The sequence below is a fragment of the Pseudocitrobacter corydidari genome (assembly GCF_021172065.1).
In the GTDB taxonomy this organism is placed as follows: domain Bacteria; phylum Pseudomonadota; class Gammaproteobacteria; order Enterobacterales; family Enterobacteriaceae; genus Pseudocitrobacter; species Pseudocitrobacter corydidari.
The window spans coordinates 4,917,572-4,931,854 of the sequence record NZ_CP087880.1; the positions used below are offsets into that span (position 1 = coordinate 4,917,572).

Below are 14,283 nucleotides of genomic sequence, written 5' to 3' on the forward strand. Positions count from 1 at the left end.
TCACCCCATCATCTTTCTCACCAGCCGCGTAAACTGTTCGCGCTCTTCCTCACTCAATCGCGCTAAAAATGCCTGATCGACGCCGTTACCAACGGGTTTTTTGGCGTTCAATAACGCTTCGCCTTCCTCGGTGAGAAAAACAAAGCGGCGGCGTTTATCGGCCGGATCGTGCTCGCGGCGCACCAGATTACGGCTTTCCATACGGCTCAGCATCTCGGCAAGCGTGGCTTTAGTGCTCACAGCCACTTCCGTCAGTTCTACCTGCTCAATGCCCGGATGTTCAGCGATAGAGCGCATTACGGCGTACTGGGGCTTGGTCAGCTCCGGCAATTCTTGCTGCCAGCGCGCGGTGTGTTGCTGAAAGAGCTGGCGCAGCAGGTGAAATGCTTCGTTTCTTAACTCCATGAAAACCCCATCGTAAAAATCTTTCTCTCATGATAGCCGCTACGCGCCGCTTTTTTAATCCTTCATTTTTTAGCTCTGAGTGCGATCGTATACGAACAATATTGTGTGCACGGTCATTCTGACGTAATTTATATGAAAACGTTCGTATACGAACAAAGTGATTGAGGTGAAGAATGAGACTGATAGTGGGTATGACAGGCGCAACGGGCGCACCGCTTGGCGTCGCGCTGCTCCAGGCGCTGCGTGATATGCCGGAGGTTGAAACGCATCTGGTGATGTCGAAGTGGGCCAAAACCACCATCGAACTGGAAACGCCGTACAGTGCGCGTGATGTTGCCGCGTTAGCGGATTTCAGCCACAGCCCGGCGGACCAGGCAGCGACTATCTCATCAGGCTCATTCCAGACCGACGGCATGATTGTGATTCCTTGCAGCATGAAAACGCTGGCGGGGATTCGCGCCGGGTACGCCGATGGCCTGGTAGGACGCGCGGCGGACGTGGTGCTCAAAGAGGGGCGCAAGCTGGTACTGGTGCCGCGTGAAATGCCGCTTAGCACCATTCACCTGGAAAATATGCTGGCGCTTTCTCGCATGGGCGTGGCGATGGTGCCGCCCATGCCTGCTTTCTATAACCACCCGGAAACGGTGGGCGACATCGTCGATCACATCGTCACCCGCGTGCTGGACCAATTCGGCCTGAAGTATGACAAGGCCCGCCGCTGGAAGGGGCTTCCGTCGGCACACTCATTTTCACAGGAGAATGCATAATGGCTTTTGATGATTTACGCAGCTTTTTACAGGCGCTCGACGACCAGGGGCAATTGCTGAAAATCAGCGAAGAGGTGAACGCTGAGCCGGATCTGGCTGCCGCTGCCAACGCCACCGGGCGTATCGGCGACGGCGCGCCCGCGCTGTGGTTTGATAATATTCGCGGTTTTAGCGATGCGCGCGTGGCGATGAATACCATCGGTTCCTGGCAGAACCACGCGATTTCCCTCGGCCTGCCGCCAAACACGCCGGTCAAAAAGCAGATTGATGAGTTTATCCGCCGCTGGGATAACTTCCCAATCGCCCCGGAGCGCCGTGCCAATCCAGCCTGGGCGCAGAACACCGTCGATGGTGACGAGATCAATCTGTTCGATATCCTGCCGCTGTTTCGTTTAAACGACGGTGATGGCGGTTTCTATCTCGACAAAGCCTGCGTGGTTTCCCGCGACCCGCTCGACCCGGATAACTTCGGTAAGCAGAACGTCGGCATCTACCGTATGGAAGTGAAGGGCAAACGTAAGCTCGGCCTGCAACCGGTGCCGATGCACGATATCGCCCTGCATCTGCATAAAGCGGAAGAGCGCGGTGAAGATCTGCCGATTGCGATCACCCTCGGTAACGATCCGATCATCACCCTGATGGGCGCCACCCCACTGAAATACGATCAGTCTGAGTACGAAATGGCGGGCGCACTGCGCGAAAGCCCGTACCCGATCGCTACCGCGCCATTGACCGGTTTTGACGTGCCGTGGGGTTCTGAAGTGATCCTCGAAGGGGTTATCGAAAGCCGTAAACGCGAAATCGAAGGGCCGTTCGGTGAGTTTACCGGGCACTACTCCGGTGGGCGCAACATGACCGTGGTGCGCATCGATAAAGTCTCTTACCGCAGCAAACCGATTTTCGAATCGCTGTACCTCGGCATGCCGTGGACCGAAATCGACTATCTGATGGGGCCTGCCACCTGCGTGCCGCTGTATCAGCAACTGAAAGCCGAGTTCCCGGAAGTGCAGGCGGTAAACGCCATGTACACCCACGGCCTGCTGGCGATTATCTCCACCAAAAAACGCTACGGCGGCTTTGCCCGCGCAGTGGGCCTGCGTGCGATGACCACGCCGCACGGTCTGGGCTACGTGAAGATGGTGATTATGGTCGATGAAGACGTTGACCCGTTCAACCTGCCGCAGGTGATGTGGGCGCTCTCCTCGAAAGTGAACCCGGCGGGCGACCTGGTGCAGTTGCCGAATATGTCCGTGCTGGAACTCGACCCTGGTTCAAGCCCGGCGGGGATCACCGACAAGCTGATTATCGACGCCACCACGCCTGTCGCCCCGGACAACCGTGGTCACTACAGCCAGCCGGTGGTGGACTTACCGGAAACCAAAGCCTGGGCTGAAAAACTGACCGCTATGCTGGCCGCACGTAAATAAGGAGAACAAGATGATTTGTCCACGTTGTGCCGATGAACAGATTGAAGTGATGGCGAAATCGCCGGTGAAAGATGTCTGGACGGTCTACCAGTGCCAGCATTGCCTTTATACCTGGCGCGATACCGAACCGCTACGCCGTACCAGCCGCGAACATTACCCGGAAGCGTTCCGCATGACGCAGAAAGATATTGATGATGCGCCAATGGTGCCGAGCATTCCGCCGCTGCTGGCGGAAGATAAGCGTTAATAAAAACGTGCCGGGTAGAGGCATTGCTTTACCCGGCTGCTTCATTTAATTTTATAAAACGATAACCGTCCACTCTCCGGAGAGCCGGTATCAATATAAACCTGATTGGCAAATGTCTGGATATTTGTAAACATCATATGCCCGAAGATAAAACAGTCGGCACCGTTTATTTCTTTTAACTCGCCTTTGAGTGATTTCTGCACGCGATCAACAGGCCAGAGTACCTCTCTTTCCGCTACTTCCTTGCCAAACTGATATTCATTACCCGGATAATCCGCATGTACGATGACATATGTTATAATGTCATTGGTTATTTCAATAATATGCGGGAGGTGCTGAAATTTCAGCAACAGATCTATTGCCTCTTGTTGTTGCAAACCATTTAACTCGAAGAACCAGTTACCGCCGCTGGCAAGCCAAATATTGCCATCGCCGGTCGCGAACGCATCCAGTGCCATCGCTTCGTGGTTGCCTTTAACCGATGTAAACCAGGGCTGGTTTAACAGGCGTAGCACGTTAAGACTCTCCGGCCCACGATCAATGTTATCGCCGACAGAAATAAGTAAGTCTGTTTCAGGGCAAAAAGAGAGTTGATGTAAGCGGGATTGTAATAATTGATAGTCACCATGAATATCACCAACGGCCCAGATATGGTGATAATTATGAGTGTCGATTTTTTGATAGCGAACGAATGGCATTAATATGCGCCTTTGTGGTAAGTTAATCTGTTTTTTTTGAAATAATGGCTTTAATCTGTTTGTCAGTAAGTGAACCTTGATTTTTGGCTTTATTTAACCAGAGTAACGCTTCTTCTTTATTTATGCCATTTCCATCAAGCCCCCAGGCATAAATTTGTCCTAAAGTAATTTGTGCGATAGGTAAGTTTTGAGTGGCAGCTTTCTCAAACCAATATTTAGCCTGTTGTATATCTTTGGGAACGCCATGACCATTAAAGAAAAGTGTCCCATAATTATACTGGCCAAGTCGCTGTCCCTTTTCTGCTGCTATTTTTAAATGAGGGATTGCTTCATCATAGTTATTCTCTTGCACTCCGATAATACCTAAATTAGCATGCGCAATAGGATTGTCCTTCTGTACTGCTCTCTGGAGCCAAAACTTGGCTTTGTTAATATTTTTGAATTCCTGTGGGCCGAACTGATAAATATTTGCACAGTTTATTTGAGCTTGTTCATTCCCTTTTTCTGCCGCTTTCTCGTACCAGTATATCGCAGTGCGATAGTTGGGCGTTGTATTATCATATCCGTAATGATAAAGCTGTCCTAAGTAAAATTCAGCTTCATCATAATCTTGCTTTGCTGCAAGGTTGAACCAATAAAATGCTTTGTTTATATCCTTCACTGAAGGGCTTTCAGTTAGACCATTCAGATATATGATTCCCATCACTGTTTGTGAGACTTTATCGCCATGTTGAGCCTTGGTAATGATATCCTGTAGTTTAGTTCGTGATTCCTTCGTCATATTATTTAATACTTGCTCGGGAATATCAAAATGTGAAGGGGTATCTTCGGCGCCTATTGCAGTGGCGCTAATTATTAAAATTATTGATGCAATCGTTATTCTCATTTTTTTCTTGAATGTTTTGTTCTTAATAGTGTTTATTTTACTCCTTTTTTATCTATCGGATAAGAGATATATGAGCCCCGAAATTTAATCGGGGCTCATTAATATTATACCAGACTCTTCAACCGATAAATCCACTCCAGCGCCTGACGCGGGGTGAGTGAATCCGGGTCGAGATTTTCCAGCGCTTCCACCGCGGGCGAGGTTTCTTCCGGCGTTGACAGCAGCGACATCTGCGTGCCATCGACCTGCGTCGCGGCGGCATTCGGCGAAATGCTCTCCAGCTCGCGCAGTTTCTGCCGCGCACGCTTGATCACCTCTTTTGGCACACCCGCAAGGGCCGCAACCGCCAGGCCGTAGCTTTTACTCGCCGCGCCATCCTGCACGCTGTGCATAAAGGCGATAGTGTCGCCGTGCTCCAGCGCATCAAGATGCACGTTGGCGACGCCTTCCATTTTCTCCGGCAGTTGAGTCAGCTCGAAGTAGTGGGTGGCAAACAGCGTTAATGCTTTGATTTTATTCGCCAGATTTTCCGCACACGCCCATGCCAGTGACAGACCGTCGTAGGTTGATGTACCGCGCCCAATTTCATCCATGAGCACCAGGCTGTTTTCGGTGGCGTTATGCAGAATATTAGCCGTTTCGGTCATCTCCACCATAAAGGTTGAGCGGCCAGAGGCAAGGTCATCCGCCGCGCCGACGCGGGTAAAGATGCGGTCAATCGGGCCAATCTCCACGCTTTGCGCAGGCACGTAACTGCCGATGTAAGCCAGCAGGGCAATCAACGCGGTCTGACGCATGTAGGTACTCTTACCGCCCATATTCGGGCCGGTGATGATTAACATACGACGCTGTGGTGACAGGTTCAGCGGGTTGGCGATAAACGGCTCGTTCAGCACCTGTTCAACCACCGGGTGACGGCCTTCGGTGATGCGAATGCCCGGTTTGTCGATAAAGGTCGGGCAGGTGTAGTTCAGTGTATAGGCGCGTTCGGCAAGGTTTACCAGCACGTCCAGCTCCGCAAGGGCGCTGGCGCTCTGTTGCAGGTCAGCCAGATGCGGCAGCAGCAGGTCGAACAGTTCGTCATAAAGCTGTTTTTCCAGCGCCAGCGCTTTGCCTTTGGAAGTGAGAACTTTGTCCTCGTACTCTTTCAGCTCAGGAATGATATAGCGTTCGGCATTTTTCAGCGTCTGGCGGCGAACATAGTTGATAGGTGCCAGGTGGCTTTGCCCACGGCTGATCTGAATGTAATAACCGTGGACGGCATTAAAGCCCACTTTCAATGTATCCAGGCCAGTACGCTCGCGTTCACGAATTTCCAGACGATCGAGGTAGTCGGTTGCGCCATCGGCCAACGCGCGCCACTCATCCAGCTCTTCGTTGTAACCCGGCGCGATGACGCCGCCGTCGCGAACCAGCACCGGCGGCGCATCGATAATCGCGCGTTCGAGCAGTTCACGCAGTTCCGTAAACTCACCCATTTTTTCGCGCAGCATCTGCACCGGGGCGCTATCGACACTCTCCAGCTGTGCGCGCAGTTCCGGCAATTGCTGGAAGGCATGGCGCATACGCGCCAGGTCGCGCGGGCGAGCGGTACGCAGCGCCAGGCGCGCAAGAATACGTTCGAGATCGCCCACCTGACGCAGCACCGGTTGCAGTTCGCCCGTCGCGTCTTGCAGTGCGCCAATAGTTTGCTGGCGTTCTGTCAGGGTTTTGGTATCGCGCACCGGCATATGCAGCCAGCGTTTGAGCATACGGCTGCCCATTGGCGTTACGGTGCAATCCAGTACCGACGCCAGCGTGTTCTCGACACCACCGCCCAGATTCTGGGTGATCTCCAGATTACGCCGGGTGGCCGCATCCATAATGATACTGTCCTGCTGACGCTCCATGGTGATAGAACGAATGTGCGGCAGCGAGGTGCGTTGGGTATCTTTTACGTACTGTAACAGGCATCCGGCGGCGCACAGGCCGCGCGGCGCGTTTTCCACGCCGAAACCGATAAGATCGCGGGTACCAAATTGCAGGTTGAGCTGCTGACGCGCGGTGTCGATTTCAAACTCCCACAGCGGGCGACGACGCAGGCCACGACGCCCTTCAATCAGCGCCATCTCGGCGAAATCTTCTGCATACAGCAATTCCGCAGGGTTAGTGCGTTGCAGCTCTGCCGCCATCGTTTCCCGGTCAGCCGGTTCGCTCAGGCGAAAACGCCCGGAGCTGATATCCAGCGTCGCGTAGCCGTAGCCTTTGCTGTCCTGCCAGATTGCCGCCAGCAGGTTGTCCTGACGCTCCTGCAACAGCGCTTCATCGCTAATGGTGCCCGGCGTGACGATACGCACAACCTTGCGTTCCACCGGGCCTTTACTGGTCGCCGGGTCGCCAATCTGTTCGCAAATAGCGACCGATTCGCCCTGATTCACCAGCTTAGCGAGATAGTTTTCCACCGCATGATGCGGAATGCCCGCCATCGGGATGGGCTCGCCTGCGGATGCGCCGCGTTTGGTCAGTGAAATATCCAGCAGCTGCGATGCGCGTTTCGCGTCATCGTAGAACAGTTCGTAGAAGTCGCCCATGCGGTAGAACAGCAGGATCTCAGGATGCTGAGCTTTCAGCTTGAGATACTGCTGCATCATCGGCGTGTGGCTAGAGAAGTCCTTATCAAGATCATCATTCATATTGATTTTACTCGTTTTTAAAGTCTTCTGGGTACTTATGTGGCCCCAAGTGAAACCCCTTTAGACTCACATAAACCCATAAATTTGTAGCTCATTTGTAGCCTAGAATGTGATAGGTTACCTTCTAATCATTCTTGGGCTACAAATAGTGGTGATATTTTGAAAACAACTCTCAATCAGTCTTTTATTATCAATAAGTTAAGCATCAGTGCGAAGCCTGCTCTTAACGATAGAGGAAAAGTTGTTTTCGAATCTAACCCACAACAGAAGCCATACATCGTTTTTGATGATCACCGTGATTCGCCAGTAGGTTTTGGTGTGAAGGTAAGTTTGACGAAAAAAACGTATGTAATCCAGAGAAGAGTGTCTTCCGGTGATCGTAGTGTGAGTGAAGGTAAGAAACCTAGTTCTGTGCTCAAAGTAAAAGTTGGCAATGTTTCTGATTTTCCGAATATCGATCAAGCTCGTGAAGTAGCCCGACAGTTGGTTCAGACCATGATCGCAACAAAGAGGAATCCCAATAGAATCAAGCGAGAAACAGAGGCTTCTGAACTCACTATCAGCGAAGTGTTCGCCCAATACCGCCAACATCTGTTAGGAAGACCAAAACCAGCCAAACCCAACACACTTAGTGTGCTGAACAAAGCAGAAAATCGCCTGAAAGAGTGGGAAGCTTTACGAGTAAAGGATCTCACTGGTAATGAAATTCTTCAGAAGTTCGATGAGATAGCATCTAGGGCCAGAACAGCAGCAGAACAGACGTTTCGTTGGATAAATGTGGCAGTGAAACATGCAATCGAAATCGAAGCTGGGAATGCTCAAACCCAACAAAGGCAACCTACGCTGTCTTACAATCCTTTTAACATCCTAAAAGTGCAAAAAAAGTTCAGGACTCGTTCTGAACTGGAAGATAGCTATCGTGCAAAAGGTGTTAGAAATCCGCTTTCTCCAAAAGATACTCTTGGGCGATTTTTAACAGCATTACATAACAAGAGAAGCTTTAATCGCTTAGGTTGCGACTATTTGCTCCTGACGATCCTTTTAGGTGCGAGAAAAGAAGAAACAGCACCATTATGCTGGAGAGAATCTCTTACCGATGAAGAAGCAAGAACAGCGAACTACGTAGATCTAAAAAACCTGAAAGTCCGGTTTTACGACACGAAGAACAGAAACGATCATGAGCTACCCATCACTGATGGGATGAAACGTATTCTCGAAGACAGACGAGATATCGTGTTTGATGAAGCAAGTCCAGAGAAACACAAATGGGTGTTCCCTGCACGTTCGTCAAGGAGTAAGGTAGGTCATTATTCGGACAGTAAAAGTTTACGTCAATACTTGTGTGAGGATGCTGGAATTATCAAACTTGGGATGCATGATCTTCGCAGAACATTTGGCCGAGTTGCAGAAGAGCTTACATCGTATGCAGTAGTCAAGAAACTGCTTAACCATCGTAATACGACTGATCCAACAGAACGTTATGTTGAACCGGATCAAGAACGTGTTCGTGAAGCTCTGCAACGTATCGAACTACACATGCTGATGACTGCACCTAAGCTATACAATGCGCTTTTAGCGTCAGCAAAATATCCACCATTACCAGAGAACAAGGACTGATTTCGTTATGAAAACCACTCAAGAGAGGCTTGATTTTTACAATGAAAATTATATTTCATTATTTCAAGCATTCATTTCAAAAGGAGAAAAGGAAGTTTGTATTGGCATGGATGATAAATGCCGATATTGTGGAAAATCACACACTGAAACTACCTTCAAGAACAAATCCCATGCAATACCACTTTTTTTAGGCAATTATGTTTACATTTCCAAAGATGAATGCGATGAATGCAATAAAGCTTTCTCTGAGGGAATAGAAGATCATCTTGATAAATACACTAAACCATTCCGTTTGGTTGCCAAAATAAAAGGAAGGAAAAAAGTTCCTGCCTATAAATCAAAGGATCAGAAATCAAGATTCTCATTTAGTAGTGGAAGTGGGATATCTGAAATAACAGATACAATTGGATTTGAGAAAGTTGAAATAGATCATGACAAGAAAAAATTAAAATACACCTTCGAAAGAGAACCTTACATACCAATTGCGGTATACAAAGCTCTTGTTAAAATAGGCATTTCCCTAATGCCAGAATCTTTACTTCCTATGTTTACTAAAACCATTGAATGGATAATGGATAGTAATCATAACAATATATTATTTAAGCCTGCAATTTTACTATATAAATTTATACCGGGGGAAAAACCTAATAAACCCTTAGTCGTTCAACTAATGCACAAAAAAAATGGAAAAATAAAAGGTTATCCTTCCTGCGTCCTTGTTATAGGTCTTGGTAATGTCATAATGCAAGTTATGATACCTTCAGCATTCGATGCAGTCGCCAAAAATGTAAAAATAAGCTTCATACCATTTCCCACACCATTTGATGAAAAATGGATGCATGGAGATCCACAACAAGAAACATTGGATCTAACAAGTGGGGAGATGGTCGTTAATGAAAAACTCCCTATGACGTTCAAAGCCGAAGATATTATTCCAGTTGACCCTAACGATCTCAAAGAACGGGATAAATAATTTAAGGGGATAAAAAATGAATGTAGTAGAAACATTACGGGATCTTTCCGAAGTTTGGAAACTATTTAGCGAGATACCAGATGACGCTACGCTAAGCGTTGATTTAGCCGCTCTTTATCTTGGCATTAGCGTTAAATCATTAGCGCGATATAGACAGAAAGGTGGTGGTCCACAATACATCCAATACCAATCAGAAGATAGTAAAGCGAGAAATCAAAGAATAAACTACCTGTTAGGTGATCTTCGTAATTGGAGAGAGACCCATAAGGTAAAGGATACAATTCATGCTGCTCAGGTTCGAGGTTTAACGTTTGCATCGTTAGGGGATTTCACTGAACCACAACCATTCTGGCTACTTCATAATGTAAATGACTCACATAACAAAATATTATCACATGCCTTAACAACACCAGATGCAGATTTCAAAGCACTGTTATTAAAAAAGAATGCAACCGTTGTATGGTTCTCTGTTGAAGAAGCTCTTTTTATGAATTGGGTTTCTGTCTATGAAAGATTAAAGTGGAATAATTTATTGAATGAAGTTTTAAAGCATATCATCAAAAGTTCAAATGTAGCACAAGAGAAACATTTATTGAATGCTTACCTTAACTCAATAGACATGTAGAGTAATGAAAGTATTAGGCTTTTTCCATAAAAATAAATGTGGAATTTACAATTTTAACTGCATATTTCTGTTGACTTTAATTCCCTATTGTATATAGGGTTATATATGGTTCTCAAATATCCCCTGAGATAACCATGTTGGGAGTTAACATTAAGCACTTTTACTTTTATGGAAAGTTTTAATTCTCTTTTACTCTCTACATTAAGTAAATGTGTTATTGAAACACTGAAAAGCATCCTTCGGGATGCTTTTTTAATTGTCAGATAACCAAGAGTGATTACAAAAAATTTGACTGAGCTTATATTTGTGATATATACATAAAATAAGAGCCACTACGTGGTCGTGGTGTCTCTATACTGTTGGTTAATATGCCGTTCCCAGCATCATCACCAACAGAAAAATAAAAGCACTAAAATTAGCGCTTTTACTTTTCTGTTGGGAGAGTTTTTCATGCTCATCTCCTCTTCTCATCATCCAACCATTTGGATGAAGGTACCTTCTTTGGGTTCACTTGAAGAGTATCATTGCTAAACATTTAAAGCACCCTTAGGGGGGCTTTTTTTATGTATGAGGTTCAATCACATCTCATATATTTCACGTATTAATCGCATTGCATTCATTCACCATGCGAATGTTGTTTTTTATTTATAACTTAATATTTTTTTTGATTTTTATTATTTCAACGTATATTGTTTTTATATAAAAATAGCGTGCTATTTAATAGCGTTCTTTATATTTCAACGGGGTGTTATGAGCAAAAAAACAAAAAGAGGAAATTCAGGTAAAGGAGTTTTGATTACGTTCGGGATATTGTTATTTGTATTGATGGTAATCCTAACATTCATTATTTATTTCTTTGACCCATTCAAAGACTTTAAAGGACTGAATAAATCTGAATTTTTAGCCAAAGCTACTTGCGACAATAATTGCCAGAAGGTCTTATTGCCTATACCTAACAATACACTCACGGAAGACTTGGGTAGCGATATAACTGATTGCCTTAGTTCAAAAAAACAACAATTCCCACTAATTATAAAAAACGAATATGTCATTAGCGTTTTGGGAAAAATCAATAATACATATATTGAAAGCAACATTTCTTTTGATGGAGTTATTGCACCCCTACAAAGAGGGGACTGGAGTAGTTTAGGCAATGAGTATGTTTATATCAATAAAAGTAGTTCTAATGAATTTATAATGACAGCACCTACAAATTTTCTCAAAAGTAATAATCCAGAAGACCTCAAAGATGATATAGGTTTCATATTGGGAAGGTATTGCAAAAAATTTAATAAAATGGTTTCAAAAGATAGACCATCATGGTTTTTTTTAAGTCAATAAGAATTCTATTGGTGTAATTACAAAGTATCAACTAAATGTAATCCATAATATATTACCCACTAATTTGACTTAGGTTTAGATAAATATTATATATTTCATTATAAACTATGGGAGAGTATATTTTTATGAAGATATTTCGAAGTTTAAAAGGGTTTACGTTGACTGAAATAATTTTGGTTCTTGTAATTGGTGCTGTTTTAACTATCTCTGTTTTTATCATGTATAAAAAAGTTGATACTAACAACAGACTGAATGAAGAATTAGCTTATATTGGTGTGGTAAGAAGTGAAATGGAGTCTATCTACACTGGATTCTACAACATACCTGGTAGAACTGCTGGTCAACATTTATCTGTTTTTATGAACCTAATGAATAAACCGAAAGTGATTTTTTATCCAGAGGCGAGTAATTCAATTTATTACAAAAATAGCCTGGGTGGTAAGACATACATTACCTACTATGGCAGTGGATATAACGGAAATTCAGCATTGAATCATTGTATAAGGATTTCATCAAAAGATTACCCACTCGACAGGATCTCCAATGCCTACAAAGCAATGGGTTATTATGTTGAAGAATTCAGAAGCCAGGCTGGTAGTTTAGAAGGATTATGGATCTGTTTTTAAAATAACTTTAATGAGTGTCATGCATATATAAAAAAGAAGACATAGTTAATTGGTTAAGCAGTTGTAGTATTGTCAAATTAAAATAGAGAATTGAATTAAAAGGAATAGATGAGATGATTAATACGGTTTACCTTAGTCTGAAGAAAGTATTTAACAATGAGGTGTCAGTGGATTGTTTTTTTGAGAAAGGTTTTTCTGATTTGGAGTATAAACATATAGCAGCATTATCAGCACTGGTTTTTGTTGAAGATAAGATAAACACTAACAAGTTAAATACATACAGTGATATCATTGTAAGATTGAATCTTGATGATTTTGCTTTTGCTATTGTATGTCTTTATGAAATGTATCAGGACAATGATATTTTCTTTTCGATGCAGGAGAAGAAAAATATATCGTTATCAATATTAGATGCCTTGACTGATAATCATAATCCTGATTTTGATGAATACCACAGAAGATTAGCACACGCTATATCAGGTCTTTATCAAGCCGATCGTTATTTAGTCAAAGACAATGGGGATACAATCCCATTATATGGAATATGGCAAAAAAATCATAAAGATAGCACTCAAATATTATCAGAAAGGTCAAATTCAGCATGAACTTTCATTATATGGGGTGTGGTATTAACTATAGCATCCTTGCTATATAATCCATAACCTATGGTTTTGAATCATTTTTGTGGATAATGTTGGTCTTTATTTTTTTTAATTCATTCCTTGTTTTATGCATTTCAACAATACCTTGTGCTATCTCTTCTGAATCAAGTCCCCTTTCAATAACTCGCCCTTCTTCATCATAGATATCCCATACTGTTGAGATGATTGTTCCATCTGTCGCGTACTTGGTTCTTTTTTCTATCTTGTATTGAGACATACTATTTACCCATAACATGGTCGTAAGAAACTATCAACAGAGAGAGGAAGCATACATACTGGCGTTCGGAACAGCAATAAGTAAAGTCGTCATCAGCGATGGGAACGTAGGGGTAGGGTTCTGGTAGCGATAAAGCAGGATGCCAGAGAGGAACGAACACGGTCAATAGAACACTGACCGTGTTTATCAAAGCTATCAATTCTCTCTATACATTTCCATGTTGAAATTATTTCCAAAGGGATTTATCACATCGAGTTTTTTGTAATTGTGGTTATCAATGATGATTCTATACGATTGGCTTGCCCCTTTCGCCAGCATGTCTTCTACAGCAGGGAAATTTTTGTTTGTGAGTTTTTCAAGAAGAGATAAGTTCTGAAGATCGACTTCTTCGCCATTATAAATAATTTTGTTCGGGGTTGATTTCAGATTGTTGAGAGAGATAACTAACTCTTTATCATTGATTTGCCACTCGCCAGCACCATTTACTCTATAAGATACAAACAAATTAGTATTATTGATTTTATCGGAGCTATAAGACATTTCGCCACTAACATTGTATTTTCCGTTTGAAAAATAAGATGTTTTTACCTTTGTGCTTACTATAATTCCCTGTTCATTATATGAATACGAACCATTTGTTGCCCACGTTCCTATTATATCTTCCTTCCGGTGCATATCTGGTGCATTAGGAAAATATCCAAAGTATATTCCGTAAAAAACACCTATAAGTGGCAATCCAATAACGAGTGTTTTCAATACTCTATTCATGGTGAACCTTCCATATTCAATGCATTTGCAAACCAGAAGACCATTGTATCACGCTTTTATTTCCAGAGAGATAACTACTGATAACGGTATATTAATTTTTTTTGGTTTTGCTGAAAATAAATTTGTACTGCATACATTCTATCATGTAATGTTATAAACAATAATTTTGTCAATTATTTTCAGGGCTTATTTCGAATTATTTGCAATATTTTTTACGTTTGTTATTACAGGTATTGTTTATACTACTTTCTCGTAATTAAAAGGAAAAGGCAGTAAACATAACAGAGCTTAGTTCTACTATTAAATGAAATTGTAAAAAATTTGCAAAAAAAGATAGTTGTTCCATATATTT

Annotated in this window: 15 protein-coding genes; 9 read left to right on the forward strand and 6 right to left on the reverse strand. The window is 43.8% G+C overall.

Features of this window, described 5'->3' with window-relative positions; genetic code table 11:
* Positions 1-405, reverse strand: coding sequence for a MarR family winged helix-turn-helix transcriptional regulator (locus tag G163CM_RS22965; protein WP_231826396.1), 405 nt, complete (start codon positions 403-405; stop codon positions 1-3).
* A gap of 173 nt (positions 406-578) precedes the next feature.
* On the opposite strand from G163CM_RS22965, the gene G163CM_RS22970 reads away from it, so the two are divergent.
* From G163CM_RS22970 to G163CM_RS22980, 3 genes are read left to right on the forward strand one after another with little or no spacing between them, the layout of a single operon-like run.
* Positions 579-1,172 carry a non-oxidative hydroxyarylic acid decarboxylases subunit B gene (locus G163CM_RS22970; protein WP_231826397.1) on the forward strand — a complete coding sequence of 198 codons (594 nt, stop codon included), beginning with the start codon at positions 579-581 and terminating at the stop codon, positions 1,170-1,172.
* Positions 1,172-2,599 (forward strand): non-oxidative hydroxyarylic acid decarboxylases subunit C, encoded by a 1,428-nt coding sequence (locus G163CM_RS22975; RefSeq protein WP_231826398.1) that lies wholly within the window; start codon positions 1,172-1,174, stop codon positions 2,597-2,599. Before G163CM_RS22970 ends, G163CM_RS22975 begins: the two co-directional genes overlap by 1 nt.
* A 10-nt stretch (positions 2,600-2,609) precedes the next feature.
* Positions 2,610-2,846, forward strand: a complete 237-nt coding sequence (locus G163CM_RS22980) for a non-oxidative hydroxyarylic acid decarboxylases subunit D (RefSeq protein ID WP_015963262.1) — start codon at positions 2,610-2,612, stop codon at positions 2,844-2,846.
* Between the two features lie 41 nt (positions 2,847-2,887).
* Here G163CM_RS22980 and pphB read toward each other — a convergent pair whose 3' ends face one another.
* The 3 genes from pphB to mutS all read right to left on the reverse strand — a co-directional run bounded on the left by pphB (position 2,888) and on the right by mutS (position 7,102).
* Positions 2,888-3,544, reverse strand: coding sequence for a protein-serine/threonine phosphatase (gene pphB / locus G163CM_RS22985; RefSeq protein ID WP_231826399.1), 657 nt, complete (start codon positions 3,542-3,544; stop codon positions 2,888-2,890).
* 22 nt (positions 3,545-3,566) lie between these two features.
* Entirely contained in the window at positions 3,567-4,430 is an 864-nt protein-coding gene (locus tag G163CM_RS22990; protein ID WP_231826400.1) for a tetratricopeptide repeat protein, read from the reverse strand.
* A gap of 104 nt (positions 4,431-4,534) precedes the next feature.
* The gene (gene mutS, locus G163CM_RS22995) at positions 4,535-7,102 is read right to left on the reverse strand and encodes a DNA mismatch repair protein MutS (protein WP_231826401.1); all 2,568 of its coding nucleotides are present in this window, start codon (positions 7,100-7,102) and stop codon (positions 4,535-4,537) included.
* A gap of 159 nt (positions 7,103-7,261) precedes the next feature.
* On the opposite strand from mutS, the gene G163CM_RS23000 reads away from it, so the two are divergent.
* The 6 genes from G163CM_RS23000 (at position 7,262) to G163CM_RS23025 (ending at position 12,889) form a co-directional block, all read left to right on the forward strand.
* Positions 7,262-8,719 carry a tyrosine-type recombinase/integrase gene (locus G163CM_RS23000; RefSeq protein ID WP_231826402.1) on the forward strand — a complete coding sequence of 486 codons (1,458 nt, stop codon included), beginning with the start codon at positions 7,262-7,264 and terminating at the stop codon, positions 8,717-8,719.
* A gap of 7 nt (positions 8,720-8,726) precedes the next feature.
* A complete protein-coding gene (locus G163CM_RS23005; protein WP_231826403.1) occupies positions 8,727-9,692 on the forward strand; it encodes an HNH endonuclease in 966 nt (321 codons plus the stop codon).
* A gap of 16 nt (positions 9,693-9,708) precedes the next feature.
* Entirely contained in the window at positions 9,709-10,317 is a 609-nt protein-coding gene (locus G163CM_RS23010; protein WP_231826404.1) for a hypothetical protein, read from the forward strand.
* 750 nt (positions 10,318-11,067) lie between these two features.
* Positions 11,068-11,658 (forward strand): hypothetical protein, encoded by a 591-nt coding sequence (locus G163CM_RS23015; protein ID WP_231826405.1) that lies wholly within the window; start codon positions 11,068-11,070, stop codon positions 11,656-11,658.
* 125 nt (positions 11,659-11,783) lie between these two features.
* Complete coding sequence (locus tag G163CM_RS23020) at positions 11,784-12,284, forward strand: type II secretion system protein (protein ID WP_255689192.1); 501 nt, start codon at positions 11,784-11,786, stop codon at positions 12,282-12,284.
* A 113-nt stretch (positions 12,285-12,397) separates the two neighbouring features.
* Positions 12,398-12,889, forward strand: a complete 492-nt coding sequence (locus G163CM_RS23025) for a hypothetical protein (protein ID WP_231826407.1) — start codon at positions 12,398-12,400, stop codon at positions 12,887-12,889.
* A gap of 58 nt (positions 12,890-12,947) precedes the next feature.
* On the opposite strand, the gene G163CM_RS23030 is transcribed toward G163CM_RS23025, so the two are convergent.
* Entirely contained in the window at positions 12,948-13,163 is a 216-nt protein-coding gene (locus G163CM_RS23030) for a hypothetical protein (RefSeq protein WP_129587464.1), read from the reverse strand.
* Between the two features lie 195 nt (positions 13,164-13,358).
* Positions 13,359-13,931 (reverse strand): hypothetical protein, encoded by a 573-nt coding sequence (locus G163CM_RS23035; RefSeq protein ID WP_231826408.1) that lies wholly within the window; start codon positions 13,929-13,931, stop codon positions 13,359-13,361.
* Positions 13,932-14,283: the final 352 nt, after the last annotated feature.

Coding starts and splice junctions, on each gene's coding strand:
- G163CM_RS22965 (WP_231826396.1), bottom strand. CDS start 405: ATGGAGTTAAGAAACGAAGCATTTCACCTGCTGCGCCAGCTCTTTCAG.
- G163CM_RS22970 (WP_231826397.1), top strand. CDS start 579: ATGAGACTGATAGTGGGTATGACAGGCGCAACGGGCGCACCGCTTGGC.
- G163CM_RS22975 (WP_231826398.1), top strand. CDS start 1,172: ATGGCTTTTGATGATTTACGCAGCTTTTTACAGGCGCTCGACGACCAG.
- G163CM_RS22980 (WP_015963262.1), top strand. CDS start 2,610: ATGATTTGTCCACGTTGTGCCGATGAACAGATTGAAGTGATGGCGAAA.
- pphB (WP_231826399.1), bottom strand. CDS start 3,544: ATGCCATTCGTTCGCTATCAAAAAATCGACACTCATAATTATCACCAT.
- G163CM_RS22990 (WP_231826400.1), bottom strand. CDS start 4,430: ATGAGAATAACGATTGCATCAATAATTTTAATAATTAGCGCCACTGCA.
- mutS (WP_231826401.1), bottom strand. CDS start 7,102: ATGAATGATGATCTTGATAAGGACTTCTCTAGCCACACGCCGATGATG.
- G163CM_RS23005 (WP_231826403.1), top strand. CDS start 8,727: ATGAAAACCACTCAAGAGAGGCTTGATTTTTACAATGAAAATTATATT.
- G163CM_RS23010 (WP_231826404.1), top strand. CDS start 9,709: ATGAATGTAGTAGAAACATTACGGGATCTTTCCGAAGTTTGGAAACTA.
- G163CM_RS23015 (WP_231826405.1), top strand. CDS start 11,068: ATGAGCAAAAAAACAAAAAGAGGAAATTCAGGTAAAGGAGTTTTGATT.
- G163CM_RS23020 (WP_255689192.1), top strand. CDS start 11,784: ATGAAGATATTTCGAAGTTTAAAAGGGTTTACGTTGACTGAAATAATT.
- G163CM_RS23025 (WP_231826407.1), top strand. CDS start 12,398: ATGATTAATACGGTTTACCTTAGTCTGAAGAAAGTATTTAACAATGAG.
- G163CM_RS23030 (WP_129587464.1), bottom strand. CDS start 13,163: ATGTCTCAATACAAGATAGAAAAAAGAACCAAGTACGCGACAGATGGA.
- G163CM_RS23035 (WP_231826408.1), bottom strand. CDS start 13,931: ATGAATAGAGTATTGAAAACACTCGTTATTGGATTGCCACTTATAGGT.